17 protein-coding genes are annotated in these 24,948 nt (G+C 74.2%); 4 read left to right on the top strand and 13 right to left on the bottom strand.

Features of this window, described 5'->3' with window-relative positions; genetic code table 11:
• Positions 1–25: 25 nt before the first annotated feature.
• On the bottom strand, positions 26–391 hold the full coding sequence (locus BLW82_RS36360) for an ArsR/SmtB family transcription factor (protein WP_177233181.1): 366 nt from the start codon (positions 389–391) through the stop codon (positions 26–28).
• Positions 392–547: 156 nt separating this feature from the next.
• On the opposite strand from BLW82_RS36360, the gene BLW82_RS36355 reads away from it, so the two are divergent.
• On the top strand, positions 548–1,756 hold the full coding sequence (locus tag BLW82_RS36355) for a cation diffusion facilitator family transporter (protein ID WP_371131442.1): 1,209 nt from the start codon (positions 548–550) through the stop codon (positions 1,754–1,756).
• 111 nt (positions 1,757–1,867) lie between these two features.
• On the opposite strand, the gene BLW82_RS36350 is transcribed toward BLW82_RS36355, so the two are convergent.
• The 4 genes from BLW82_RS36350 to BLW82_RS36335 form a co-directional block, all read right to left on the bottom strand.
• Positions 1,868–2,422: a YbaK/EbsC family protein gene (locus BLW82_RS36350; RefSeq protein ID WP_093505761.1), complete on the bottom strand. Its 555-nt coding sequence runs from the start codon at positions 2,420–2,422 to the stop codon at positions 1,868–1,870.
• A gap of 31 nt (positions 2,423–2,453) precedes the next feature.
• Entirely contained in the window at positions 2,454–3,026 is a 573-nt protein-coding gene (locus BLW82_RS36345; protein WP_093508455.1) for a helix-turn-helix domain-containing protein, read from the bottom strand.
• A 126-nt stretch (positions 3,027–3,152) separates the two neighbouring features.
• Positions 3,153–4,001: a DUF1206 domain-containing protein gene (locus BLW82_RS36340; protein ID WP_177233180.1), complete on the bottom strand. Its 849-nt coding sequence runs from the start codon at positions 3,999–4,001 to the stop codon at positions 3,153–3,155.
• A gap of 83 nt (positions 4,002–4,084) precedes the next feature.
• Entirely contained in the window at positions 4,085–4,849 is a 765-nt protein-coding gene (locus BLW82_RS36335; protein ID WP_093505759.1) for an acyltransferase, read from the bottom strand.
• A gap of 106 nt (positions 4,850–4,955) precedes the next feature.
• On the opposite strand from BLW82_RS36335, the gene BLW82_RS36330 reads away from it, so the two are divergent.
• Positions 4,956–5,483 carry a gamma carbonic anhydrase family protein gene (locus BLW82_RS36330; RefSeq protein WP_093505758.1) on the top strand — a complete coding sequence of 176 codons (528 nt, stop codon included), beginning with the start codon at positions 4,956–4,958 and terminating at the stop codon, positions 5,481–5,483.
• 62 nt (positions 5,484–5,545) lie between these two features.
• On the opposite strand, the gene BLW82_RS36325 is transcribed toward BLW82_RS36330, so the two are convergent.
• Positions 5,546–6,190 carry a DedA family protein gene (locus BLW82_RS36325; RefSeq protein ID WP_093505756.1) on the bottom strand — a complete coding sequence of 215 codons (645 nt, stop codon included), beginning with the start codon at positions 6,188–6,190 and terminating at the stop codon, positions 5,546–5,548.
• A gap of 199 nt (positions 6,191–6,389) precedes the next feature.
• Here BLW82_RS36325 and BLW82_RS36320 point away from each other — a divergent pair, with 199 nt between their 5' ends.
• Complete coding sequence (locus tag BLW82_RS36320; RefSeq protein WP_093505754.1) at positions 6,390–7,382, top strand: lysylphosphatidylglycerol synthase transmembrane domain-containing protein; 993 nt, start codon at positions 6,390–6,392, stop codon at positions 7,380–7,382.
• A 9-nt stretch (positions 7,383–7,391) separates the two neighbouring features.
• On the opposite strand, the gene BLW82_RS36315 is transcribed toward BLW82_RS36320, so the two are convergent.
• The 7 genes from BLW82_RS36315 to BLW82_RS36285 all read right to left on the bottom strand — a co-directional run bounded on the left by BLW82_RS36315 (position 7,392) and on the right by BLW82_RS36285 (position 23,846).
• On the bottom strand, positions 7,392–8,447 hold the full coding sequence (locus BLW82_RS36315) for a class I SAM-dependent methyltransferase (RefSeq protein WP_093505752.1): 1,056 nt from the start codon (positions 8,445–8,447) through the stop codon (positions 7,392–7,394).
• Positions 8,431–9,621 carry a glycosyltransferase gene (locus BLW82_RS36310; protein ID WP_093505750.1) on the bottom strand — a complete coding sequence of 397 codons (1,191 nt, stop codon included), beginning with the start codon at positions 9,619–9,621 and terminating at the stop codon, positions 8,431–8,433. Before BLW82_RS36310 ends, BLW82_RS36315 begins: the two co-directional genes overlap by 17 nt.
• On the bottom strand, positions 9,618–10,433 hold the full coding sequence (locus BLW82_RS36305) for an alpha/beta fold hydrolase (RefSeq protein ID WP_093505748.1): 816 nt from the start codon (positions 10,431–10,433) through the stop codon (positions 9,618–9,620). The genes BLW82_RS36310 and BLW82_RS36305 overlap by 4 nt, the downstream gene beginning before the upstream one ends.
• Before the next feature lie 3 nt (positions 10,434–10,436).
• Positions 10,437–10,754 carry an acyl carrier protein gene (locus BLW82_RS36300; RefSeq protein ID WP_093505746.1) on the bottom strand — a complete coding sequence of 106 codons (318 nt, stop codon included), beginning with the start codon at positions 10,752–10,754 and terminating at the stop codon, positions 10,437–10,439.
• Positions 10,751–15,610: a type I polyketide synthase gene (locus BLW82_RS36295; protein WP_093505744.1), complete on the bottom strand. Its 4,860-nt coding sequence runs from the start codon at positions 15,608–15,610 to the stop codon at positions 10,751–10,753. Before BLW82_RS36295 ends, BLW82_RS36300 begins: the two co-directional genes overlap by 4 nt.
• Before the next feature lies 1 nt (position 15,611).
• Complete coding sequence (locus BLW82_RS36290; RefSeq protein WP_093505742.1) at positions 15,612–22,520, bottom strand: type I polyketide synthase; 6,909 nt, start codon at positions 22,518–22,520, stop codon at positions 15,612–15,614.
• 720 nt (positions 22,521–23,240) lie between these two features.
• Positions 23,241–23,846 (bottom strand): CGNR zinc finger domain-containing protein, encoded by a 606-nt coding sequence (locus BLW82_RS36285; protein WP_093505740.1) that lies wholly within the window; start codon positions 23,844–23,846, stop codon positions 23,241–23,243.
• Positions 23,847–24,136: 290 nt separating this feature from the next.
• Here BLW82_RS36285 and BLW82_RS36280 point away from each other — a divergent pair, with 290 nt between their 5' ends.
• Positions 24,137–24,862, top strand: a complete 726-nt coding sequence (locus BLW82_RS36280) for a flavin reductase family protein (protein WP_093505738.1) — start codon at positions 24,137–24,139, stop codon at positions 24,860–24,862.
• Positions 24,863–24,948: the final 86 nt, after the last annotated feature.

The following is a 24,948-nucleotide window of genomic DNA, read 5'->3' as shown; positions in this document are numbered from 1 at the left end:
CCTGCCGACGGCCTCCGGCCGATGCTCAGCCGTCCGCCTCGGCAGTGGTCTCGGTCAGCCGGTGGTCCGCCACCTTCAGCGCCTCCTCGACGAGCGTCCGCAGGTGACCGTGGCGCAGCGAGTACACCACCCGCCGCCCCTCCTTGCGCGTGCCCACCAGACCCGCGAGCCGCAGCCGGGCCAGATGCTGGCTGACGGCGGGCCGCGCGGCGCCGCACACCTCCGTGAGCGTGCTGACGTCGGCCTCCCGCTCGGTCAGGGCGTGCAGCAGCGTGAGCCGGGTGCGGTCGCCGAGCAGGGCGAGGAGTTCGGCGGCGAGCGCGAACTGTTCCTCGCCCGGGGTGCGCGGATGCGCATGATGCGCAGGTGATAGGTGCAAGCGTGCGCTCATACGCACATAATGGCGTCGTGGGCGCCCCGTGTCCACGTCCCGCGCACCGGAGAGGGGAGCCGCATGAGCGACCGGCACCATCACGAACACGCACACGCGGGTGACCGTCATCCCCACGAGCACGCACACGCAGGTGACCGTCATCCCCATGAGCACGTGCCCACGGACGACCGCGACCGCCACGAGCACGCACACGTGGACGACCGCCCCCATGACCGCCACCGGCACGGCGACCCCGGCCACGACAGCCACCACGGCCACGACCACGACCGGCGACACGGCCACGACCACGACCGGCGACACGGCCACGACCACGACCGGCGACACGGCCACGACCACCAGGACGGCCACTCGCACTCCCACCCCCCTTCGGCACGCCTGCGGCACCGCCTCGTCCATCTCCTGAAACCGCACTCGCACGAGACGGCCGACAAGCTCGACCCCGCGCTGGAGTCCTCGGCACGGGGCATGCGCGCGCTCTGGCTCTCGCTGGCCGTGCTCGGCACGACCGCGCTCGTACAGGCGGTCGTCGTGGTCCTGTCCGGCTCCGTCGCCCTGCTCGGGGACACGGTGCACAACGCGGCTGACGCGCTGACCGCCGTACCGCTGGGCATCGCCTTCGTCATCGGGCGCCGCGCCGCGAACCGCCGCTTCACCTACGGCTACGGTCGGGCCGAGGACCTCGCGGGGATCGCGATCGTGCTGACGATCACCGCGTCGGCCGTCTTCGCCGCGTGGACGGCCGTCGAACGGCTGCTGGATCCGCGTCCGGTCACGCACCTGACGGCCGTCGCGGTGGCCGCCCTCGTCGGGTTCGCGGGGAACGAATGGGTGGCCCGGTACCGGATCAGGGTGGGCCGGGAGATCGGGTCGGCCGCACTGGTGGCCGACGGACTGCACGCCCGAACCGACGGGTTCACCTCGCTTGCCGTGCTGCTGGGGGCCGGCGGCGCCGCCCTCGGCTGGCAACTCGCGGATCCGCTGGTGGGGTTGGCGATCACCGCGGCGATCGCGCTGGTGCTGCGGGACGCGGCGCGCGAGGTGTTCCGGCGGGTGATGGACGCGGTGGACCCGGAGTTGACCGACCGGGCCGAGCGGGCGCTGCGCGAGGTGCCGGGGGTACGGGCCGTGGGTGAGCTGCGGTTGCGGTGGATCGGGCACCGGCTGCGCGCCGAAGTGGCGGTCGTGGTCGACGGCGAGGCGACGGTACGGCAGGCGCATGCCGTCGCCGTCGCGGCGGAACACGCGCTGCTGCACGCCGTACCGCGACTGACGGCGGCCCTGGTGCACGCGGATCCGGCACCGGCGCCGGGCCAGGCGGACCCGCATCTGGCGCTGGCGCATCACGCGCACACCGTGTCCTGAGCGCTCCCGCCGGACGTGCCGCCGCCGTCCGGCTGCGGCACCGTCGTGGGTGGTCGCGCGGTTCCTCCCCCAGCCTGCGCCCGGGGCCCCAGCGCCGCTCTGCCGAACCGCTCAGACGCCCAGCCCCTCCAGCACCACCGCGCCCGGCAGTTCGGCGAACGCCTCGCCCGGGACGAGCAGTTTGCCGCGCCGCCGGCCGCTGCCGACCAGGACATAGGGCAGGTCGACCACGGCCGGGTCCACCAACAGGGGCCAGTCGCGCGGGAGCCCGATCGGGGTGATGCCGCCGTACTCCATGCCGGTCGCGCCGGTCGCGGTGTCCACCGAGGCGAACGAGGCCTTGCGGGCGCCGAGTCGGCGGCGCACGACGCCGTTGACGTCCACCTTGGTCGTGGACAGCACCAGGCAGGCCGCCAGGGTGGTCTCGCCGCCGCGCCTGCCCGCCACCACCACGCAGTTGGCCGACGCGCCGAGCAGATCGCGCCCGTAGTGCTCGACGAAGACCGCGGTGTCCGCCCACCGCGGGTCGGTCTCGACGTAGACGATCCGGTCGGCGGGGACGGCACCGGTCCAGCGGCGTACGGCCTCGGCGACCGGCGCGGTCAGCTCGTCGAGGCAGTCCGGGGCGGGGACGGCGGTGTCGAAGTCTCCGATGGGTGCGCGCATGTCCGCACGCTAACAGCCCGGTCCGGCGGGCTCAGGGAACGGGCGGCACGGAGACCGTCATCACCATCTCCATCGGCACGTCCCCGGTGTTGCCGTACACATGGGCCGAGTTGGCCTCGAAGGAGGCGCTGGCGCCGGTCGGCACGCGGTAGTCGACCCCGTCGACGGTGAGGGTCAGTTCACCGGCGGTGACATGGACGATCTCCACCGTGCCGGAGGGATGCGGCTCCGACGGGCTGCTCTCGCCGGGCATCAGGCGCCAGTCCCACATCTCCAGCGGGCCGGGCGCCTCGGTCCCGGCGAGCAGCCGGTTGAAGCTGCCGGCCTCGGTGTGCCACAGCCGTACGGCCTTCTCGACGGGGACGATCTGGACCTTCGGGCCCTGCTCGTAGTCGAGCAGCGTGGTGATGCTGACGCCGAGCGCGTCACCGATCTTGACGACGGTGCCGATGCTCGGGTTGGTGCGGGCCTGCTCGATCTGGATCAGCATGCCCCGGCTGACCCCGGCCCGGGCCGCGAGCACGTCCAGGGTGAAGCCGCGCACCGCCCGCCAGTGCTTCACGTTGCGGGCCAGGGACTGGGTCAGCAGGTCGAGGTCCGACACGTTCCGTCCATCGTCGAGGGCATCGCGGTCCATTATTTTCGAGTGCAGGGTTCGGTCAAATGTACTACGGCGGGGTGTACCTGACCGTGCACCGAACTGTACTGCGAAGCCGTGCCGTTCCCGGCATCAGATCCTGCGCCAGCGTGCGCTGCACCACGAGAAGACGCCGAAGGCCGCCAGACCGAGCGCGATCGCGGCGAGCAGCCACGGACCGGCGGGCAGATCGCGGAACGCGCGCAGGGTGTCGTCCATGCCCTTGGCCTCGCCGGGCCGGTGCCTGACGGCCGCGACGACCGCGAACACCCCGGCGACCGCGAAGACGACCCCGCGTGCCGTACCCCCGGTCACCCCGAAGGCATCGGTGAACCGCCTGGCCCGCGAGGACATGGCAGCGGTCCGCAGGTTCTCCCGGAACTTCAGCCGGACGGCCCGGACGGCCATCCACAGCCCGGCGGCCACCACACCGGCCCCGGCCACGCCCACGAGCCACTGACCGCCCGGCCAGCCCAGCACCAGGGCGGTGACGTCCTCCGTCCGCCGGTCCGAGGAGCCGCTGCCGCTGCCGCGGTCCCCGGCCGCGTACGACAGCACCGAGTAGCAGGCGAAGACGTAGAAGACGCACCGGCCCGCCGCGGCCGCGCGCTTGGACGGCTCGGCGCCCTTGGGTCCCGCTCCGCCGAACACCGCCTCCGACAGGCGCCACAGCGCCATGCCCGCGAGCGCCACGGCCAGGACCACCAGCAGCGCCGCCCCGAAGGGCCGGCCGGCCAGTTCCTCCAGGGCACCGCCGCGATCGGCCTGCTGTCCACCGCCCCCGCCCTGCGCGAACGCGATCCGCAGGGCGATCACGCCCACCAGTACGTAGATCAGCCCGCGGGCGGCGAACCCGGCCCGTGCCGCCACGGCCAGCGCCTGGCTGTGCGCCCCCCGAGCGGCAGCGCCGCGTCCCCGCAGTGTCCATGCCCGTGCATCCATACCTCGCCGGTGCCCCGGTCCCCCGGTCCGACACCTCACCGGACGTAGTCAGCCCCGGGTGAAAGCGGCGGCCGCGGCCCGGCTCAGCCCTCGGGCTCCAGCTCGGCGAGCCGTGCCACGTCCGCCTCGTCCAGCTCCGCCAGCGCGCGCAGCTGCTCCGGGGTGGTGCCCGCCGGAATCGGCACCGGCGGGGGCGTGCGCAGCGGCGGCTGCCAGCCCGTCTCGGGCGTCCAGCGGCGCACCACCCGGGCGGGCGCACCGGCCACCACGGCGTGGTCGGGCACCACACCCCGGACCACCGCACCGGCGGCCACCACCACGTTCCGGCCGATCCGCGCGCCCGGCAGGATCACCGCGCCCGTGCCGATCCAGCAGCCTGCGCCGATCTCCACGGGCTCCATGCGGGGCCACTGCCGGCCGATGGGCTCGTGCGGGTCGTCGTAGGAGTGGTTGGTGGAGGTGACGTAGACGTACGGGCCGAAGTAGCAGTCGCTGCCGATGGTGACCGTCGTGTCCGCGATGACGTGACTGCCGCGGCCGAGGACCACACCGTCGCCGATGCGCAGGATCGGGTCCGGGCCGAGGTCGAGGTCGGGCATCAGGCCCGCGGTGAGCGTGACCTGTTCGCCGACGATGCAGTGCGAGCCGAGGTGGATCCACGGTTCGCCGAAGACCGTGCCGAGCGGGAAGGCGAGCCGGGTGGCCTCGCCGAGGGCGCCGAAGCGGAAGCGGCCGGGATGGTCGGCGGTGACGGATCCGGTGCGCTGCACCCAGGCCCAGGCCGCGTGCACTGCGCGTTGGGCGAGGTGGCGGCGCCAGGACGAGAACGTGTTCTTGGGCTTCGGCACGCAGTCACGCTACTCAGCGGGCCCCGACTTGGAGAGGGTGGGCTGCTGTGATCTTCGCCCCAGGTGGTGGCGTAGGTTGCCGGGGAATCGACGACGGGAGACGGTGATGACGCAGCGGGCGCTGATCGTGGGGATCGGGGGGCGCGAGCCGAAGGTCGGGGCCGACGTGTTCGTGGCGCCGACCGCCTCGGTGATCGGGGACGTGACGTTGGAGGCCGGGGCGAGTGTCTGGTACGGGGCGGTGGTGCGGGGGGACGTGGAGAGGATCACCGTGGGGGCGCAGGCGAACGTCCAGGACAATGCGACCCTGCACGCGGACCCGGGGTTTCCGGTGCGTGTCGGGGAGCGGGTGTCCATCGGGCACAACGCGGTGGTGCACGGGGCGACCGTCGGGGACGACTGCCTGATCGGGATGGGGGCGACCGTGCTGAACGGTGCCGTGATCGGGGCGGGGTCGCTCGTCGCGGCGCAGGCTCTGGTGCCGCAGGGGATGGTGGTGCCGCCGGGGTCGATGGTGGCGGGGGTGCCGGCCAGAGTGCGGCGCGAGCTCAGCCGTGAAGAGCGGGAGGGGGTGACCCTCAACGGGACCTTCTACGCGGAGTTGGCCGCGGCGCATCGCAGGGTGCATGAGTAGGTCGTGGGGCGGGTGCGGGCGCGTGGGGCTTCTCGCGCAGTTCCCCGCGCCCCCAAAAGCATTTACTCCCCGGCGCTCACAGGTTCGGCTTCCTTCTCCGTCACCTGGAGCTTCTTCGCCCTGCGGCGGACGACCAGCATCGATGCCAGGCCGAAGAGGACCGCTGCCGCCAGGCCCGCGTACGAGAACCGCTTCAGCCAGTCCTCGGCGACGAGGCCGACGTAGTAGACGACCGCCGTCGTGCCGCCCGCCCAGCAGATGCCGCCGAGGAGGTTGGCGGTGAGGAACTTCCAGTAGGGCATGTGGAGGACGCCGGCCAGGGGGCCCGCGAAGATGCGCAGGAGGGCGATGAAGCGGCCGAAGAAGACCGCCCACATGCCCCACTTCTCGAAGGAGCGCTCTGCCGTGGCGACGTGGCCCTCGCTGAAGTGTCTCGGGAACCTCTTCCCCAGCCAGGCCAGCAGCGGACGGCCGCCCTTGCGGCCGATCGCGTAGCCGATGGAGTCGCCGACCACCGCGCCCGCGGTCGCGCAGGCGCCGAGGACGAACGGGTTGATCCCCGAGTGCTGGGAGGAGAGCAGCGCGGCGGAGACCAGGACGATCTCGCCCGGCAGCGGGATGCCCAGGCTCTCCACGCCGATCACCAGCGCCACCACGGCGTAGACGGCGACCGCAGGCACCGAGTCGAGCCATTCCTGGACGTGCACCGCCGGATCCTCCCCTGTCGTGTGCTCCTTCCCCAGGAAGGCTACCGGGTCGGCCGGGTACCACCGCGCCCGTGGCACCGGCCCGCCCCCCTGCCTTCGTTTTTCGAACATCCGGCTGTCATACGGGGCGGGAAGGCTCCCCGGCGTCTGCCCGCCTGCGGCTCCCCACCGCAGGCCGCCGTGGAAGGACAACGTCCCCGTGTCCTCACTCTCCTCACTGTCACCGCCCCGCCCCGACGCGCCCGTACGTCCGCTGCCGGCGGCCTCTTCGACGGCGGGCCGGCCGCTCCGGCTCGCCCTGTGCCTGTCCCCGCTGCTCATCGCCGTGGTCTGGGGGCTGACCCACCAGTCCCTGCTGTACGAGGGCGTCACCCGGCTCGCCCGCGCCGAACCGGCGTGGCTGCTGGCCGCGGGCGGTTTCACCTGCCTGACCTGGGTGGCGGCCGCCTGCATGCGGCAGGGCGCGGTGCCCGACCGGCTGCCGCCGGGGCTGTTGCTGGCCTCGCAGTTCGCCGCCGGTGCCGCCAACCACGCGCTGCCCGCCGGACTGGGCGCGCACGCCGTCACGGTGCGTTTCCTGCGCACCCGGGGCGTCCCCATGGAGCGGGCCACCGCGTCGATCGCGCTGTACTCGGTGGCGAAGTCGGGTGCGAAGACGGTCGTGCTGATCGGGTTCCTGCTGTCCTCGTCGGCGTGGCGGCGGCTGGGCGAGCTGGTGCCGGACGGCGTGGTGCTGATCCCGGTCGCCGCGGTACTCACCCTGATGGGCGTGGCGACGGCCGTCGTACCTCCGCTGCGGCGGCCGATCACCGGCATGGTGCGGACCGCGTTCACCGACGCCCGGACGGTGCACGCGCGGCCCGCCCGGGTGCTGGCCCTGTGGGGCGGGGCCACCGCGATGCCGCTGGTGCAGGCATGCGTGCTGGCCTGTACCGGGGAGGCGCTCGGGCTCGGGCTGTCCTGGGGCACCGTGATCTTCGCGTACCTGGCGGCGGGCACGGCGGGAGGGGCCGTGCCGGTGCCCGGCGGGGTCGCGGTGGACGCGGCGCTGGTGATCACGCTGGTCGCGTTCGGCTCCCCGGTGGCGGTGGCCACCGCGACCGTGATCGGCTACCGCGTCCTGACCGACTGGATTCCGCTGCTGCCGGGCGCTCTCGTCCTGTCGGCGATGATCCGCGCGAAGGTGCTGTGAGGCGGGGCGTCAGTCGCGGCGGGCCACGATCCGGTAGGCGTTGGAGACGCGCAGGCGGCGGGAGAGCGGCCGTACGGCGACGCGGTCCAGGAGGGTACCGGCGATCAGCGCCGGGATGCCCGCGATGAGCAGGGCCGCGCGGAGCGTCTTCTGGAGCGTGCCGGGCGGGGTCGGCAGCCACGGGGCGTCGTCGGGCGGGGCGGTGTGGTCCAGGGCGAGCCAGACGGCGGCCAGCAGGTCGACGGGGTCGTGGGCCTCGGCGTGCTCCTCGGCGACGACCGTGAAGCCCAGGCCGGTGAGGCGTGCACGCAGGTTGGCGACCGGGACGAAGTGCAGGTGCTGCGGCTGCAGCCAGGGCAGCCACCAGCGGCCCAGCAGGCGGGCGTAGCGGCTCTCGGGGTCCGGGACCTCGATGAGGAGGTGGCCGCCGGGGCGTACCGTCTCGTGGGCGGCGCGCAGTTCGCGGTCGGGGTCGGTGCTGTGCTCCAGGTAGTGGAACATGCTGACGACGTCGTAGTGGGCGGCCAGTTCGGGGGCGAGGTCGGGGAAGGCGCCGCGGTAGGCGTGCTCGACGCGGCCCTCGCGGGCGGCGAGTTCGACACCGTCGGTGAAGTCGAGGCCGTCGAAGGCGGTGCCGGGCAGCACCTCGCGGGCGGCCTCGCAGAAGTGGCCGTGGCCGGTGCCGACGTCGAGCCAGTTCTTGGGGGTCGCATCGTGCGGGACCATGGACCGGGCGCGGCCCTGGTACATCTTGGTCCGGCCGCCGAAGGTGCCGCTCATCTTCTGCTCGCCCAGGCCGTCGTAGAAGTCCCGGTAGTAGAACTCCAGGCCCGTCTCGTTCAGGCGCGGGTTCTGGAAGGCGTGACCGCATTCCTGGCAGCGGTCGAGGACGAAGGCGCCGGGCTTGTGCTGGAGCAGGTCGGTGGTGCGCAGCCGGGTGGTCAGCCGGTCGGAGGCGCACCAGGGACAGGTGGTGCGCCGGGGTTCGAAGAAGCGGTCGGTGCCCTCGGCGAGGTCCCGCTGGTAGGCGGAGCGCAGCGCCTCGACGTCACTCTGCTTGCTCATCGGGTCTCCTTGCGTGCGGGCCGGCTGCGAGGGCTTCCAGGTGGGCAGCGGCGGCCGGTGCGCCGCCCGCCGCGCGGAAGGCGGTGCGGATCCTGGCAGCCGCGGTGCGCGGGCCGGGCTCGTACAGGACGGTGTCGAGGGCCTCGCCGAGCCGCGGGGCGGTGACCCGGCCGAACCGGACCCGCAGGCCCGCGCCGGCGTCGACGACCTGCCCGGCGATCACCGGCTGGTCGTCGCGGATGGGCGCGACGACCAGCGGGACGCCGTGCCACAGGGCCTCGCACACGGTGTTGTGGCCGGCGTGGCAGACGACGGCGTCGACCCGTTCCAGGAGCGGGAGCTGGGGCAGCGAGGGCAGGATCAGGATGTCCTTGTCGTCGGCCGCGGGGGGCAGGGTGCCACCGGGGTCGGCCACCAGCGCCTGGACCCGGTCGGCCCGGTCGCGTACGGCGGCCACGCACTCGGCCAGGAACCGCCCGCCCACGTCCGCGTTGGCGGTGCCGAGGGAGATCAGGACCCGCTCCCGGCTCGGGTCGAGCCAGTCCCAGCAGAACCCGTCGGCGACCGGCCGCTCGGAGACCGACGGGCCCACGTAGCGGACCGCAGGCCGGTCGGTGGGGCCCGCCAGTTCGGGGGTGGTGAAGGCGAGGGTGAGATACGGCGAGAAGCGCGGATCGGCGGTGCCCGCCGGGTCACCGAAGTGGCCGCGCAGCTCCGCGAGCCGGTCCCGGAGCCACTCGGCGACCCTGGGGATGCCGTCGTAGGCGCCGCCGAACTCGGCCGAGGTGGTCGCGGAGGTCGCCCACGGCAGCCCGAGCCGCTCGGCCACCAGGGCCCCGGCGAAGGCCTGTTGGTCGGCGACCACCACATCGGGGCGGAACTCGTCGACGGCCGCCGCCACGCCGGGCGCCATGGCCTCCGCCAGCGGCACCAGGAACCACTCCCAGAGGAACTTCAGCGCCTCCGCGCCCCGCAGGTCGGCGGGCCGTTCGCCCGCCAGGGCGCCCGCGCAGGGGAAGACCGTGGCCTCCGGACCGGCCAGCCGGTGCACCAGCCCGGCGTCCGCGCAGACCCACGCCACCCGGTGTCCGCGCGCGGCGAGTTCGGCCGCGACGCCGACGGCCGGGTTGATGTGCCCGACCAGGGGCGGTACGGCGAACAGGAAGCCGCTCACCGGACCCCGGCCCGTACGCCGCCGCTGACCGAGTGGATCAGCTCCAGGATGTGTCCGCCGACCGTGCCGGACGCCTCGACCAGCACGGAGTGCTCGTGCCCGGGCAGCACCACCGACCGGTAGTTGGCGAGCAGGGCCTCCTTCAGCGGGACCACCTCGACCAGGTCGGAGTCCCCGCCGTACACGCCGAGGACCGGGCAGCGTACGGCGCTGATCTGGTCCTCGGTCAGGACCCGGCTGGCCGGGATGTCCCGGCCGAGGCTGGTCTCGCGGGCGAGGCGGGCCGCGCCCTTGGCGAGGCGGGCGGTGTTGCGGCTGCGGTTGGCGGTGATCCAGGCGATCGCGTCCGGCTCGTTGTGGGCGAGTTCGGTGACGACCCGGTGCAGGATGCCGCCGAGTTTGGTGGCCCAGGCGGCGGTCGCCGGTTCGGACTCGATGAGGGTCAGGCTGGCCGCGCGCTCCGGGTGGCGGGCCGCGTAGCCGAAGGCGATGGTGCCGCCGTAGGAGTTGCCGACGAGGTGGACCGGGCCGGTGATCGACAGGTGGTCGAGCAGGGCCTCCAGGTCGTCGATGTTGTGGTCGAGGGTGTAGCCGCCGGACGGGCGGCCGCTGCGGCCGTGGCCGCGCAGGTCGTACATGACCACGTCGAGGCCGGAGGCGGCGAAGGCGGGGGCCACGGTGAAGTAGTAGCTGGCCAGGCTGTCGGTGAGCAGCCCGTGGACGAGGACCACGGTGGCGACCGGGGTACGGCCCTCCCCGGGACCCATTCTCTGTACGTGCAGCCGGACGTCTCCGGTGTCGACGATCGCCATGGGTCAGCCCGCCTCCGTGGCCTTCAGGCTCCACACCACGTACTCGACGAGCCGGCCGACGGTCAGTTCGATGATCTCGTCGAACTCCATCCCGGCCAGGAACTCGGCGAAGTTGACCCGCTTCCCGTACCGCTCCTCCAGGAGTCCGGCCAGGGTGACCAGGTCGATGCTCTCCAGCTCCAGGTCGCGGTTGAAGGTGGTGCTCATGCCGATCTCGGCGTCGTCGTCGCCGTACTCCTCCAGGAGGGTGCGGAGCATCCCCGCGAGGTCGGCGAGCACGGCCTCCTCGTCGGCGCGGATCTCGGGCTCGGTGGGATTCATCGTGGGTCCTCCTCGGGGTCTGCGGCTGCCGGTCCGGTGGTCCAGGCCACGACGTAGTCGCGGTCCGGCAGTGCGGGGGTATTGCGGACCGGCGCGCAGCGCACCGGGTAGGCGCGTTCCAGGCGGCCCGAGACCAGCAGCCGGCTGCCGTCGGGTGCCGCCTCCAGAACGGTGAAGTCCCGTGGCCTGCCGTCGAATCCGGTGCCCTCCGCCTTGGCGACGGCCTCCTTGGCGGCCCAGAAGCGGGTGAACCACAGCGCCGGCGGCCCGTCGGCGTCGGCGGCGGAAAGTGCGTGCAGCAGGCGGAGTTCGTCCGCGCCGAGCGCGACCTCCATGGCCGCCGGGTCCCGGTCGGTGACCTCTTCGAGGTCGATGCCCGGACCGGGTCCGGGGGTGTGCGGGCGTACGATCGCCACCGCCGCCTCGGCCCGGTGGGCGAGCGAGACGTCCAGCGCGGGCAGCGTGCGGCCGTGCACGCCGACCACGTACGGGCGGCCCAGCTCGTCGTTGTGGACGCGCAGTTCGGCCGGGAAGACCGGGCCCTCGCCGTGCTGCCAGAGCCACTGGCGTACCGCGTCCTTGGCGGCGATGCGGCCCAGCAGCCACTGCCTGCGGCCGCGTGGCGGGTGCGCGGCGTATTCCGAACGTTCGGCGCCGCCCAGGGAGTTACGCATGATCAGCTCACGGGAGGCCAGGTCCGGCCAGCGTTCGTGGAGCAGGGTCCAGCCGCCGGGCCGGGCCACGGAGAGGGTGTGGCGGTCCGGGAAGCGCTCGACGGGGCGGGTGTGCGGGTCGTTGTCGAAGCGGCGGTCCTGCCAGCCGTCGATCCGGGCCCAGACCCGGTCGCCGACGGTGAGTTCCACGTCCGCCTCCAGGACGGTGTCGGTGAGCGAGGTGATCCGCACCAGGCAGCCGACCTCGGTGCCGGGGGCGGGGTGCGGGCCGTGGAAGCGCATCCTGCGCATCTGCACCGGGAAGACGACGGTCCGCTCGGTGCGGGTGGACATGATCCAGTAGCCGAGGATCTGACCGACGTTGTCGAGCAGGGCGCCCGGGGCGGTGGGCGTGGTGATCACGCCGCGGACGTGCCGGTCGCCGATCGCGGTGAGTTCGGTGACGCCCTGGAACGCCGGGCCGTGGAACATCCAGCGTTGGGCGTACAGTTCGGCGGCCGTGTGGTCGGGGGCGCGCTCGGGAGCCGGGGGCCGGGCGGGTCCCGCGGACGGCGCAGTGCGGTCCGCGGCCACCTCCACGACCGCGCGGGCGGTGGGGCCGAAGGTGACCGTGACGCGGCCGGGACCTTCGGGGCTGACGGTGACCTGGACGTCGACGGCTGGTGTGGCGGTGAGCCAGCGGTCGAAGCGGGCTCCGTGCACGGCGACCGCCCGCAGTCCGGTGGCGGCCTCGGCCGCGTCCACCATGTGCTGGACGATCGTGGTGGCGGGGACCACCGGCCAGCGGTCCTCGGTGTCGGGCCAGCCGGGGCGCTGCGGGAAGAAGCAGTGGTCGAGGAGGTGCGGCATCGCCTCCGGGGACACCCGGAGGGTGGTGCTGCGCGAGGTGGGGAGCGGTGGTGAGGGAGGTCCGGCGGGCTGGGGCGCCGCGGGGGCGGGGATGCGGGGCAGGGCCCGGGAGGCGGTTCCGGCCGCCGTGCCCGCCACGGTGCCGGACGCGGTGTGGGGCACGGTTCCGGACGCGGTGTGGGACACGGTTCCGGACGCCGTGCCCGCCACGGTGCCGGACGCGGTGTGGGGCACGGTGCCGGACGCCGTGCCCGCCACGGTGCCGGACGCGGTGTGGGGCACGGTTCCGGACGCGGTGTGGGACACGGTTCCGGACGCCGTGCCCGCCACGGTGCCGGACGCGGTGCGGGACACGGTTCCGGACGCCGTGCCCGCCACGGTGCCGGACGCGGTGCGGGACACGGTTCCGGACGCGGTGCGGATCGCGGTGAGGACGGCCGCTGCCGTGTCGGCGGTTTCCCGGAGCAGCGCGTCGAGTTCGGCGGCTGCCGGGACGCGGGCGGCGAGGTCGTCCAGCGGGGAGGGCCCGGCGGGTGTCCGCAGGCTGCCCAGCGCGGCGCGGAGTGCGGGCAGTTCCGGGCCGTCCAGGGACACCAGCGCGCCGCCCAGGTCGAGCCGGACGGGCGGTCGCTGTCGTGGCGGCGTGGCGGTGCCGGCCGTGCTCGGGACCGTCGGCGCGACGGCGGCACCGGCGGTCCACAACGCGGTCGCGACGCGCCGGAGTTGGGCCAGGCCGGAGCGGTGCGGGGAGTTGGCCGCCACGGCGAGGTGGTCGCGGTCGCCGAGGGTGTCACCGATCAGGGAGGCCAGCTGCCCGGGGCCGGTCTGGACGAAGACCCGGTGCCCGGCGGCGTACAGGGCCTCGACCAGCTGCCGGAACCGGACCGGCTCCAGCAGGTGCCGGACGAACAGCTCGCGTACCTCCGCCTCGGCCGCGGGGAAGGGGGCCGCGGTGGTGCCGGACCAGACCGGGACGGCCGGCGGGTGCAGCCGGAAGCGCTCGGCGGCCTCCCTGATGGGGGTGAGGTACGGCGCCAGCATCGGGGTGTGGAACCCGGACCGGAAGGGCAGCACCTGGCACAGCACGCCGTCGGCGCGGAAGGCGCGGACGAAGTCCGCCACGGCCCGGTCCGGGCCGCAGACCATCGACTGGTTCGGCGCGTTGTCGTGGGAGAGGACGATCCCGGCGTCGCTCCAGTCCGCGCCGAGTGCGGCGAGGACCCGGTCGGCGGGGGCGCCGACGGCAGCGAAGGCCAGGCCCGGGACGGTGACCGCGTCGGGGTCGAACCCGGCCATGAAGGCGTCGACCTGGTCTCCCGAGTACAGCCCGGAGGCCACCATCGCGGTCCACTCGCCGACGCTGTGCCCGGCGACCGCGTCCGGCACCACGCCCATCCGGCGCAGCGCCGAGTCCAGCAGCCGCCCCACGCCGACGACACCGAACCCATGACGGCCTACGTCCCCGACCCGCACGGCATCCGTGGCGGGGCCGGTGACGGCGGGGAGGCCGAAATGCGTGGCGATGTCGTCGACGCGGGGAGTGAACTCGCCTTCCAGGCCGGGGAAGACGAAGGCCAGCCTGCCGGTGCGCAGCAGCGGGGCGGGCCGGAACCAGACGTCGTTGCGGCCCTGCCAGGCGCGGCCCTTGCCGACCGCGCGCCGGGCGAGGGCGAGCCGTCTGGCGGTGGGTTCGACGATGCCGAGGCGGACCGGTCCCGCCTCCGGGTGGGTTCCCTCGGGGGCGAGACCGGCGGCGAGGACGGCGGAGTCGTCGGCGGCGAGGAGCGCGGTCAGCTGCCCGGGGGTGTCGGCGGCGAGCAGGAGGACGCGCTCGGGTTCGGCGACCTCGACGCTGTCCGCGATGCGGGGAGCGGCCGCTTCCGGGCCGCGGCGGCCGGCGGCGGCGCGACGGCCGGGGGCCTCCTCCAGCACCACGTGCGCGTTGATCCCGCCGAACCCGAAGGCGTTCACCGCGGCTCTGCGGACCGGCTGTCCGGGGACGGTCTCCCAGGGCGCGGACCGGTCCAGGGTGCGGAAGCGGGTGGCGGCGAGGGCCGGGTGCGGGTCGTCGCAGTGCAGGGTGGGCAGCAGGGTGGCGTGGTGGAGGGCCAGGGCGGCCTTGACCAGCCCGGCGACTCCGGCGGCCGGCATGGTGTGGCCGATCATCGACTTCACCGAGCCCAGCACGGCCCGGTCGCTCTCGCCCTTGCTCGGTCCGAACACCTCGGCCAGTGTGGTGAGTTCGGCCGCATCACCGGCCGGGGTGGCGGTGCCGTGCGCCTCCAGGAGGCCGACCGAGTGCGGTGCGGCGGGGTCGAGTCCCGCGGCCCGCCAGGCCTGGCGCACGGCGTGGGTCTGGCCGCCGGGGTCGGGGTTGACGAGTCCGGCGGTACGGCCGTCGCTGGCCACGCCGGTGCCGCGGATCACGGCGTAGACGCGGTCGCCGTCGCGTTCGGCGTCGGCGAGGCGCTTGAGGACGACGACCCCGGTGCCCTCGCCGATGAGGATGCCGTCGGCGTCGCGGTGGAAGGGGCGGATGCGCTGGCTCGGGGAGAGCGCGCGCAGCTGGGAGAAGACGCTCCACAGGGTGATGTCGTGGCAGTGGTGCACTCCCCCGGCGAGCATCAGGTCGCAGCGCCCGGTGGTGAGTTCGGTGACGGCCTGGTCGACGGCGACCAGCGAGGAGGCGCAGGCCGCGTCGACGGTGTAGGCGGGGCCGCGCAGGTCGAGGCGGTTGGCGATCCGGGAGGCGGCGAGGTTGGGCACCAGGCCGATCGCGGACTCGGGACTGGCGGGGCCGAGCCGCTCGGTGAACGCCTCGCGCACCCGGGTCAGTTGGCCGGGCGTGAGGCCGGGCAGCAACTCGCCGAGGGTGCGGACGAGCTGCCCTGCGGTGCGGACCCGCTGGTCGAGCCGGACCAGGCCGGGGGTGAGGTAGCCGCCCCGGCCCAGGACCACGCCGATCCGGTGCCGGTCGGGCAGCCGGTCCGCGCCGCCCGCGTCGGAGATCGCCGCCGCGGCCACGTCGAGGGTGATCAGCTGGTCGGGTTCGGTGCCGTGGACGGAGCTGGGCATGATCCCGTACCGGGTGACCTCCACCTCGGCCGGCCCGTCCACGAAGCCGCCGCGCCGGCAGTACACCTGGTCGGGGACGGCGGGCCCGTTGGCCGAGCCGGGCCGGTAGTACTCCGCGTCCCAGCGGTCCTCGGGCACCTCGCCGATCGCGTCCACGCCGTCGCGCAGGTTGGTCCAGTAGGCGTCGAGGCCGGCGGCGCCGGGGAGCAGCACCGCCATGCCCACGATCGCGACCGGTGTCCGGCGGTCGTCGGTCATGTCACCAGCCCGAGGCGGTGTAGACGACGGCGCGGACGGACTCCTCGCCCCAGGCGAGTTCCCGCAGCAGCGCGGCGGTGCCCTCCTCGGGGTCGATCAGCCGGACGCCGCGGCGCGCGTACTCGCGTCCGAGTTCCGGGCTGACCATGCCGGTGTGTCCGCCGACGGGCGCCCAGGGCCCCCAGTGCACGGTCAGCGCGCGGTTCCCGGTGCGCTCCGCCCAGCCGGCGCCGAGGCTCTCCAGGGCGTCGTTGGCGGCGGCGTAGTCGGCCTGGCCGCGGTTGCCGAGGACGGCCGAGATGCTGCCGAACAGGACGGCGAAACCTGGGCCGTTGGGAAGCTCCTCGAGGGCGGCGAGCAGGGTGGCCGCGCCGGTCGTCTTGGTGCCGTACACCCGCTGGAAGGACTCCGGGGTCTTCTCTGCGATCAGCCGGTCCTCGATCACCCCGGCCGCGAAGACGACCCCGTCGAGGCGGCCGTGGTCGGCGTGGATCTCCTTGACGGCCTGGAGGGCGGCGTCGCGGTCCCGGAAGTCGACGGCGTGGTAGCGGGCCTCGCTGCCGAGCGCGCCCAGTTCGCCGAGGGTGGCGCTGATCTCCCGCTGCGCCAGGAGCAGTTCGGCCTCGCGGTTGATCTCGGCGGGCTTCAGGCCACCGCGGGCGGCGAGGGCGGCGCGGAGTTCGGCGGGGGTGTGGGCGGCGGCGGTGTCCGGGGCCTCGGGACCGTTGGGCGCGGGGGTCCGGCCGAGCAGTTCGATGCGGCAGCGGCAGGCGGCGGCGAGGGTGGCCGCGAACTTCGCGGTGATGCCCCGGGCGCCGCCGACCAGCAGCACCACCGAGTCCCGGTCGAGACCGAGGGCCGCGGCCTCGGCGGCTCCCGCCCCGGCCGGTCCGGCCCCGGTGCCGCCGAGCGCGCCGGGCGCCGCCTCGACCAGTTCCAGGCCTTGTCGGCCGGTGGCCGTGCGCAGGACGACGGGGGCCGGTTCCGGTGCGAGCAGTTCGGCGAACAGGGCGTCGGCGACCGCCTCCGGTGCGGTGTCGACGAGGGTCACGACCCGGGCGACGGTGTCCGGGTACTCCCTGGCCACGGTGCGGAACAGCCCGTGCAGGCCCGCCGAGCGTGCCGCGTCCGGGCCGTCGGCGGGGCGGACGGCCAGCAGCCAGCGCGGGCTCCGGGCCAGGGCCGCCCGCAGGACCGGGTAGGCGTCGGGTAGCACGGGGCTGTCGCTGCCGGGGAGCGCGCCCAGGTACAGCACGCCGTCCACGGGTCCGTCCGCCTCCCCGAGCAGGTGGTCCGCCTGGACCGTCACGGCCTCGGCGCCGTGTCCGGCGAGCCGTGCCGCGAGCCGCGCGCCGCCGTCCCCGAGGACGAGGAACCGCCTGCCGGACAGCACTGCCGCCGGGTCGGCCACGGCGTCCGGCTCGGCCAGCGCCACGGGCCGCATCTCGAACCGCTTGGGTGCCTCGCCCGACGGGATCTCGTCGGCCGTGGCTGGGTGGGGCGCCGGTATGCCCGGTCCGACGCCCGGCTCCGTCACGGCGGCGGCCGCGACGACCGGCTCGGCCACGGCGGCCGTCCCGTCGGTGGTGGCCGAGGCCGGGCCCGCCGACGCCGAGGCCGGTCCCGCCGCGGCGGGGGTCGTCTCCTCCTCCCCCGTGCCGACCCGTGCCCTCAGCCAACTGGTGACGGCCGCGGCCGTGCGCGCCTTGGCCAGCTCCTCCAACTCCGCGTCGTCCAGCGTCTCCGCGCCGCCCGCGACACCGAGTCGCTTCGCCAACTCACCCGCGATCTCGGCCCGCTTGATCGAGTCGATGCTCAGGTCGGCTTCCAGATCGAGGTCGGGCTCGATCATGTCCACGGGGTAGCCGGTGCGCTCGCTGATGATCTCCAGGACGACCCGCTCGACGTCGGCCGTCGGCTCGGGTTCGATCGCGGGGACGGCCGCGGGCGCGGGGGTGGGTTCCGTCGACTGCGGCTGGGTCACCATCACTTCGCCGGCCGTCAGCTGCTGGAGCACCGGCGCGGCCGGCGCCTGCACCTGGGCCGCCCCGAAGTAGGTGAGCAGTACGTCGCGCTGGGCGGCGACCATCTCCCGGCTGGTGCGCAGGAACTCGGAGATCAGCGCGTCGCGGTCGGCGGGGGCGCCGTGCGGCTGGTTCGTCGTCACAGTCGTCGTCTCCACGACTCGTCGGGCCGGTGCGAGGGCACCGGGCAGGAGGTCTCCGTCGGCGGTGCGCACGAGCTGTCCGTCGACCGTCCAGCCGGGCCGTTTCGGCGCCGGGGTCCGGACCGCGTCCACGGCGTCCCGGCCGCGCAGCAGCCAGGCGGTGCGTACCGGTGCGCCGGCCGCGGCCAGCTGGGCGAGCGCGTCGAGCCAGCCGCGCAGTCCGCTGCCGGCACGGGGCTCGCAGGCCACCGTGGTATGCGGGCGGTCACCGAGGATCTGCCCGACGAGCCGGGTGAGGACGGCCCCGGGCCCGGCCTCCACGAAGACGCGGGCCCCGGCCTCGTACATCGCCTCGATCTGGGCGGCGAAGGCGACGGGTGAGCCGATCTGGGCGGCGAGTTCGGCGCGTACCGCGTCGGCGTCGGGCCGGTAGGGGGCCGCCGTGCGGTTGGACCACACCGGGAACTCGGGCGGTCGTACGACCGTGTCCGCGAGGACCTCCGCGAACCGGTCGCCCGCCCCTGCCACGACCGGGCTGTGGAAGGCGCAGGCCACCGGGATCCGCTTGGCACCGAGGCCTGCCGCGCGCAACAGCCGTACCGCTTCGGTCACTTCGTCGGTCGGACCGGAGATGACGGTCTGGCGGGGCGAGTTGTGGTTGGCGACGACCACGGAGGCGGGGGCGTCGGCGGTCCGCAGGGCGTGCGCGACGTCGTCCGCCGAGCCGGACACGGCGGCCATGGTGCCGGGTTCGTCGCCGGCGGCGGCCAGGATCGCGGACGCGCGTTCGGCGCTCAGCCGCAGCAGGGTCTCGGGGGCGAGGGCGCCGGCCGCGCTGAGGGCGACGAGTTCGCCGTAGCTGTGCCCGGCGGCCATGTCGGGGCGGACGCCGGCCGCCGTCAGGAAGGCGTGGGCGGCGAGGCCGGTGATGCCGAGGGCGGGCTGGGCGGCCCGAGTGTCGGTGAGGGCGGCCCGGCGGCGCTCGCGGGTGTCCTCGTCGAAGGCGGCCGGCGGGTAGAGGGTGTCGGCGTGGGCGCGGCCGAGCTGGAGGTAGTGCTGCAGTTCCGGGAAGGCGATGAGGAGGTCGGCGAGCATGCCGGGGCGCTGGCTGCCCTGGCCCGGGAAGAGGAAGGCGACCTTGGCGTCGGCGTCCCGGGGCCCGTCGGCCAGGTGGATCCCGGCGCCGGGGTCGTGCTCCCCCGCGAGGACCCGGCGCAGCTGTGCGGCCAGCCCGGCGACGTCGGACGCGACCACCGCGGCCCGTACCGGATCGTGGGAGGCGTCCGCGCGGCGGGCGGCGGCGAACGCCAGGTCGCGCAGCCGCCAGGAGCCGGACGAGGCGGCCCGCAAGATCTCCTCGACGCCCCGGTGCGCGGCCCTGTCGTCCCGCCCCCGGAACACGAACAGCTCGGCGGGCCAGGCGTCCAGACCCTGCTCGGGCGGTACGGCGCTGTCGTACGCGCCCAGCACCACGTGGAAGTTGGTGCCGCCGAAGCCGAACGCACTCACCCCGGCCATCCGTTCGGCGGGCGGGACCGCCCAGGGCCGGGCCTCGGTGTGGAAGGCGAACGGGCTGTCCGCCTCCTTCCAGGCCTCGTTGGGGCGGTCGAGGTGCAGGGTGGGCGGCTTGACGCCGGTGTGCAGGGCGAGGGTGGTCTTGATCAGCCCGGCGAGTCCTGCGGCGCACTTGGTGTGCCCGATCTGGGACTTGACCGACCCGAGCCCGCAACCGCCGCTCACCGCTCCAGCCTCCGCGAACACCTCGCTGAGGATGGTGAGTTCGGTGCGGTCGCCGACGACGGTCCCGGTGCCGTGCGCCTCCACCAGGCCCACCTGCGCCGGGGAGACGCCGGCGTTGCGGTACGCGCGCAGCAGCGCGGCCCGCTGGCCTTCGGGGCGGGGCGCGGTCAGGCCCAGGGACCGGCCGTCGCTGGACGAACCGAGCCCCTTGATCACGCCGTAGATCCGGTCGCCGTCGCGCTCGGCGTCGGCCAGTCGTTTCAGGACGACGCAGGCCACGCCCTCGCCGAGGGCGATGCCGTCGGCGGAGCCGTCGAAGGCGCGGGAGCGGCCGGTCGGGGACAGGGCGTGCACCGAGGAGAAGAGGACGTAGTCGTTGATGCCGTTGTGCAGGTCGGCGCCGCCGCACAGGACGGTGTCGCTGGTGCCGGCGGTGAGTTCCTTGCAGGCGACGTCCACGGCGGCCAGCGAGGAGGCGCAGGCGGCGTCCACGGTGTAGTTGGCGCCGCCCAGGTCCAGGCGGTTCGCGATCCGCCCGGAGATGACGTTGGCGAGCATGCCGGGGAAGGAGTCCTCGGTGAGCCCGGGAAGCTGGTCCGCCAGGCCGTCGGGGACCTTGCCGTAGTAGGAGGGCAGTACGGCGCGCAGGGTGGCCGCGTTGGAGAGGTCGCTGCCGGCCTCGGCGCCGAAGACGACGGAGGTGCGCGACCGGTCGAACTCCCGTCCGCGGGCGCCGTATCCGGCGTCGTCCAGGGCGCGCCGGGCGGCCTCAAGGGCGAGCAGCTGGACGGGCTCGATGTGGCCGAGGGAGGCGGGCGGGATGCCGTAGCCCAGCGGGTCGAAGGGGATGGGCGGCAGGAAGCCGCCCCACTTCGAGGTGGTGGAGCCGTCGGCGTGGTGCACGGCCGGGTCCCAGCGCTCCACCGGCACCTCGGTCACCGCGTCGTGTCCGGCGACCACGTTCGCCCAGAAGGTGGCGAGGTCGGGGGCCCCGGGGAACATGCAGGCCATGCCGACGATCGCGATGTCGAGCGGGGCGGGGGCGGGGAGCCGGGCCGGCCGTGCCACCGCCGTCGTCCGCCGGGCCAGGAGGTCGGCGGCTCCGTCGGTCACGGCGTGGTGCAGGGCGGCCACGGTGGTGGTCACCGAGCGCAGCACGGCGACCTCTCCGGCCATGAACATCCCGTCGGAGAACTGGCGTTGCTCGTCGACGGGCGTCAGCCGGCCGCCGGCCGTCCGGTCGACGCCCTTGCTGGCGATGCGCAGCCGGCCGACGTTGAGCCGCTCCAGCTCCTCCCACACCCGTCGGCCGGGTATCCCGCTGTCCCGCAACTCCGCCTCGCGCTCGCGGTAGTTGAAGGTGAACGGGCTGGGCACGCAGCGGGTGGCGTGGCCGGGGGCGGTCTCCAGCAGTGCGGTCGAGGCGGCCGCGACGACCTGGCGCTGGAACAGCGGCTGGATGGCGCCCCGGTCCACGGCCTCCTCGGTGAAGAGGTAGGCGGTGCCCATGAGCAGGCCGACGGCCGCGCCCCGGGCGGTGAGCGGCGCGGCGAGCGCGGCGACCATCGCCGCGGAGCGTTCGTCGTGGATGCCGCCCGCGAAGAAGACCTCCAGACCGTCCACGTCCGGGAAGTCCTCCAGGACGGCGAGCTGGGCCTCCCAGAGCGGGAAACTCGCGCGCGGTCCGACGTGGCCACCGCACTCGGAGCCCTCGAACACGAACTTCCGGGCCCCGGCCTCCAGGAACTGCCGCAGCAGCCCGGGGGAGGGCGCGTGCAGGAAGGTGCTGATCCCGGCCCGCTCCAGCGCCTCGGCCTGCGCGGGCCGACCGCCCGCGACGACGGCGTGGCTGGGCCGCAGCTCCCGTACCGCTTCGAGCTGGGCGTTCCTGAGTTCCTCGGGCGCGAAGCCCAGGACGCCGACGCCCCAGGGCCGTCCGTCGAGCGCGGCCTTGGCCTCGGTCAGCATCTCGCGGGTGCGGGCGCCGTCGGCGAGGGCGAGCGCGAGGAAGGGCAGCGCCCCGTCGTCGGCGACGGCGGCGGCGAAGGCGGCCCGGTCGCTCACCCGGGTCATCGGGCCCTGCGCGACGGGCAGCCGGGTACCGAGGGCACGGCTCATGGCGGAGGTGCCGGGCCGCAGCGCCTCGACGGCGTCGGTGTCCACGCCGATCGCCGCCGTCAACTCCCTTACGGTCCGTCGTACATCGCCCCAGCGCTCGGCGAACCGTGCGGCGAGGAAGCCGTCCTGGCCCACCGGGAGCAGCTGGGTACGCAGGTCGTCGGCGCCGAGCAGCGCGGCGACCGCGGCCGGGTCGTCGGCGGGCGGCCGCACGGCGTCCGGGCCGCGGCGGTGCAGGATCCGGTGGCCGGCCACGACGGCCGTCTCGGAGCCGTCCAGGGAGCGCAGTGCGGCCGCCGTCGCCTCGGGGAGCCGCGACTCGGCGAGCAGGGCCAGTTGGCTGTCGAGGACCACCCCGGCCGCGCCGCCGGCCACCGCGGCCGCCGCGGTGCGCGGCCCGATGCCCCCGGCGGCCCAGACCGGCACGTTCAACTCGGTTGCGCCGAGCAGCTGCTGGAGGAGGACGAAGGTGCTCAGGTGGCCGACCCGGCCGCCGCTCTCGGCGCCCCGGGCGATCAGCCCGTGCGCTCCTGCCGCGACCGCCGCACGCGCTTCGGCCAGGTCGGTCACCTCGGCCAGCACCCTTGTGTGCGGGGCGAGTTCGGCGATGCTCCAGGGGGCGTCGGCGGCCCGGACCACGGTGTCGGGCGCCGGGCCGAGTTCGTCCGGGGCGAGGGCGCAGCCGGCGGCGACCCGCACGCCGTACGGTCCCGGTGCCGCCCGTCTCAGGCCGGCCAGCGCCTCCCGGGCTCTTCGGTCGCCGCGGCCCAGGTCGAGGACGCCGAGTCCGCCGGCGGCACAGACCGCTGTGGCGAGCCTGGCGTCGGGTGCTCCGAAAGGGGTGATGCACATGATCAGGTCGACGGCACGCACAGGGGACGTCATGACGCTCCGAATAATCGGGAGGACAGCACGGTGGGGGATGTGTGCGGCGGAAAGCTCGTGGTGAGGCCACCGGAAACTAGCGAGTTCATTACTCGCGGGTCAATAACGGAGGGGACCCGTCACGTCCGGTAGTATTGATTCGGCCAGCGGGAGGAATTCACCGCAAGAGCCGAAAACCCGAGCAATCCACTGCGGATCGGCGACCGCGCGGGACCTGGATCCCTGGCGGCACACCGCCACAAGCCCGTCAAAGCGCACCGGCCATTCACTCGGCACTCATCGCGACGCAACGCGCCGTGCGGCCGCGCCGAGCTCTGTAAATTCGGGATGACTTCGGTCCGCTGGCTCGATCGTGGCACACCGGAAACCCGCGGCGAACGCCGCTGCGCAACCCCTCACCCAATCCTGACAAAAATTTGTCGTCAACCACATCACTTCAAATGAAACACACGCCGGGGAAAATTCTTGTAAACCCTTGAAGTAAGCGGCCGGAAAGCCCTTGCCCGCCGGCCGTTCCTTGACAGGAATTCAGCAGTGGCCGCCGCCCACCCGCACGCCACAGGAGGGGTCCGGCCCCGACAGGAACCGAGGACGAGGCGGGGTTGACTCTCCGGGACCGGGACCGGGACCGGGAGGGCGGGCCGCCGAAACGGATCGGCGGCCCACCGACGAGGGTCAGCCGTCCGCCGGGCGGCCGGTGTGCCGCCTCCCGTCAGGCCTTCAGGGCCGGCCCGTGTCCGCCCGTTTGCGTGCCCGGTAGTTGCGCAGGTTGGCCGCGTTGCCGCAGACGTGGACGTCGTGCCAGACCCCACTGTTGTTGCGGGAGCGGTCGTAGAAGGCGGACAGGCAGCGGGGGTTGCGGCAGGACTTCAGGCGGCGCAGCGTGTCGGTGCACTGCGCCTGGTAGACCTCCGTCAGGGCGAGTGAAGCCACCTGCCGCCAGCCCGTGCCGCGAGGCTCGGCGTGGACGACCCCGTGCTCGTCGAGCCGCAGCGCCGTGGGCAGGGTCAGCACCGATGCCGCCGGGCCGGGCTCGGTCGCCGGGTCGCCGGACCGGCCGTGCAGGCTCTCGAACAGGTCATGACGGAAGCCGCGCAGGCCCTCCACATCCTCGCCCGTCAGTTCGATGCCAGGTGCGGCCCGATGGGTGACGTCGCTCCAGCTCCGCAACGCCTGGCCGAGCCAGGCACGGGCGTCCTCGGGGGTCTGCAGCAGGTCGGGCTTGCGCGGCTTGCCGGCCGACAGCGTGTTCAGCAGGTCCTGCACGAAGGCCAGCCCGCCGGGGGCGGGCTCGAGGCCGTAGCGAGCGGTGGCGGTCCAGGACATCGGCGGATCTCTTTCCGTGACGGAGCCGCGACGTCGCACCCGTCCAGCTCCTCCAGCCGAAAGTAACCCAGGTCATCGACATGGCCAAAGTCGGCACGTCTATGTCCTCAGCAGGCGACGTCGTGCACCCACTGGGCAACGGACGAGGTCGGCGTCACACCAGGACGACATATGCATAGGGCATACACTTCTGTCGATCGGCGTTGTGTCCGATATCGGGCGTTCGGCATCGCCCCACGAGTCGCTCCGCTACGGCACGGAGCGCGCCGCCATCCGACGGAGGTCCGACAATGATCATTGACGCTGCGGAACTGGACGCCGCCCACGCCTACAAACTGCTGATCGGGAGCATCATTCCGCGACCGGTTGCCTGGGTCAGCACGGTGTCGGCCGAGGGCGTGGCCAACCTCGCGCCCATCTCCTTCTTCACCGCGGTGGGCAGGAAGCCGCCCATGGTCTCGATCACGCTGCAACCGCGGGCGGACGGCGTCACGCTGAAGGACACCTTCGTCAACATCCGTGACACCGGCGAGTTCGTCACCAACCTCGTGACGCTGCCGCAGGCGGAGGCCATGCACGGTTCGGCGTTCGGGTACGAGGCGGACGTGGACGAGTTCGAGGCGCTCGGCCTGGGCAAGTCGCCGTCCGAAGTGGTCCGCGCCCCCCGGGTCGAGGATGCGCCGATCTCCTTCGAATGCGTCGTCGACCGGATCATCCCCGTCGGCGACGACAAGGTCGACCACGTGGTGTGGGGCCGGGTGGTGCGCTTCCACATCCGGGACGACCTCTACCTGGACCGCGGCCGGATCGACACCGCCGCCCTGCCGGCCGTGGGACGCCTGGCCGCCGAGTACACGCTGGTCGAGAACGTCTTCACCACTCCCCTGGACGAGGACCTGGTGTCGGCGAGGCACGGCCGACGGATGCGGCGCCTGGACGGACGACCCGCCGACTGGTCACCGATCGACACCGGGGAGTGGTCCCCGTCCGGAGCCACGACCGCCCCCGGAAGGTGAGCGGCCGCCGCCGACCACAGGGCCACTGATCACCCCGGCCCCCAGCCCTCCCCCACACACTCCCGCTCCCGTCGTTCCACCACATG

The organism is Streptomyces sp. Ag109_O5-10 (assembly GCF_900105755.1).
GTDB lineage: Bacteria > Actinomycetota > Actinomycetes > Streptomycetales > Streptomycetaceae > Streptomyces.
This window is presented reverse-complemented; position numbering and strand designations above follow the sequence as displayed.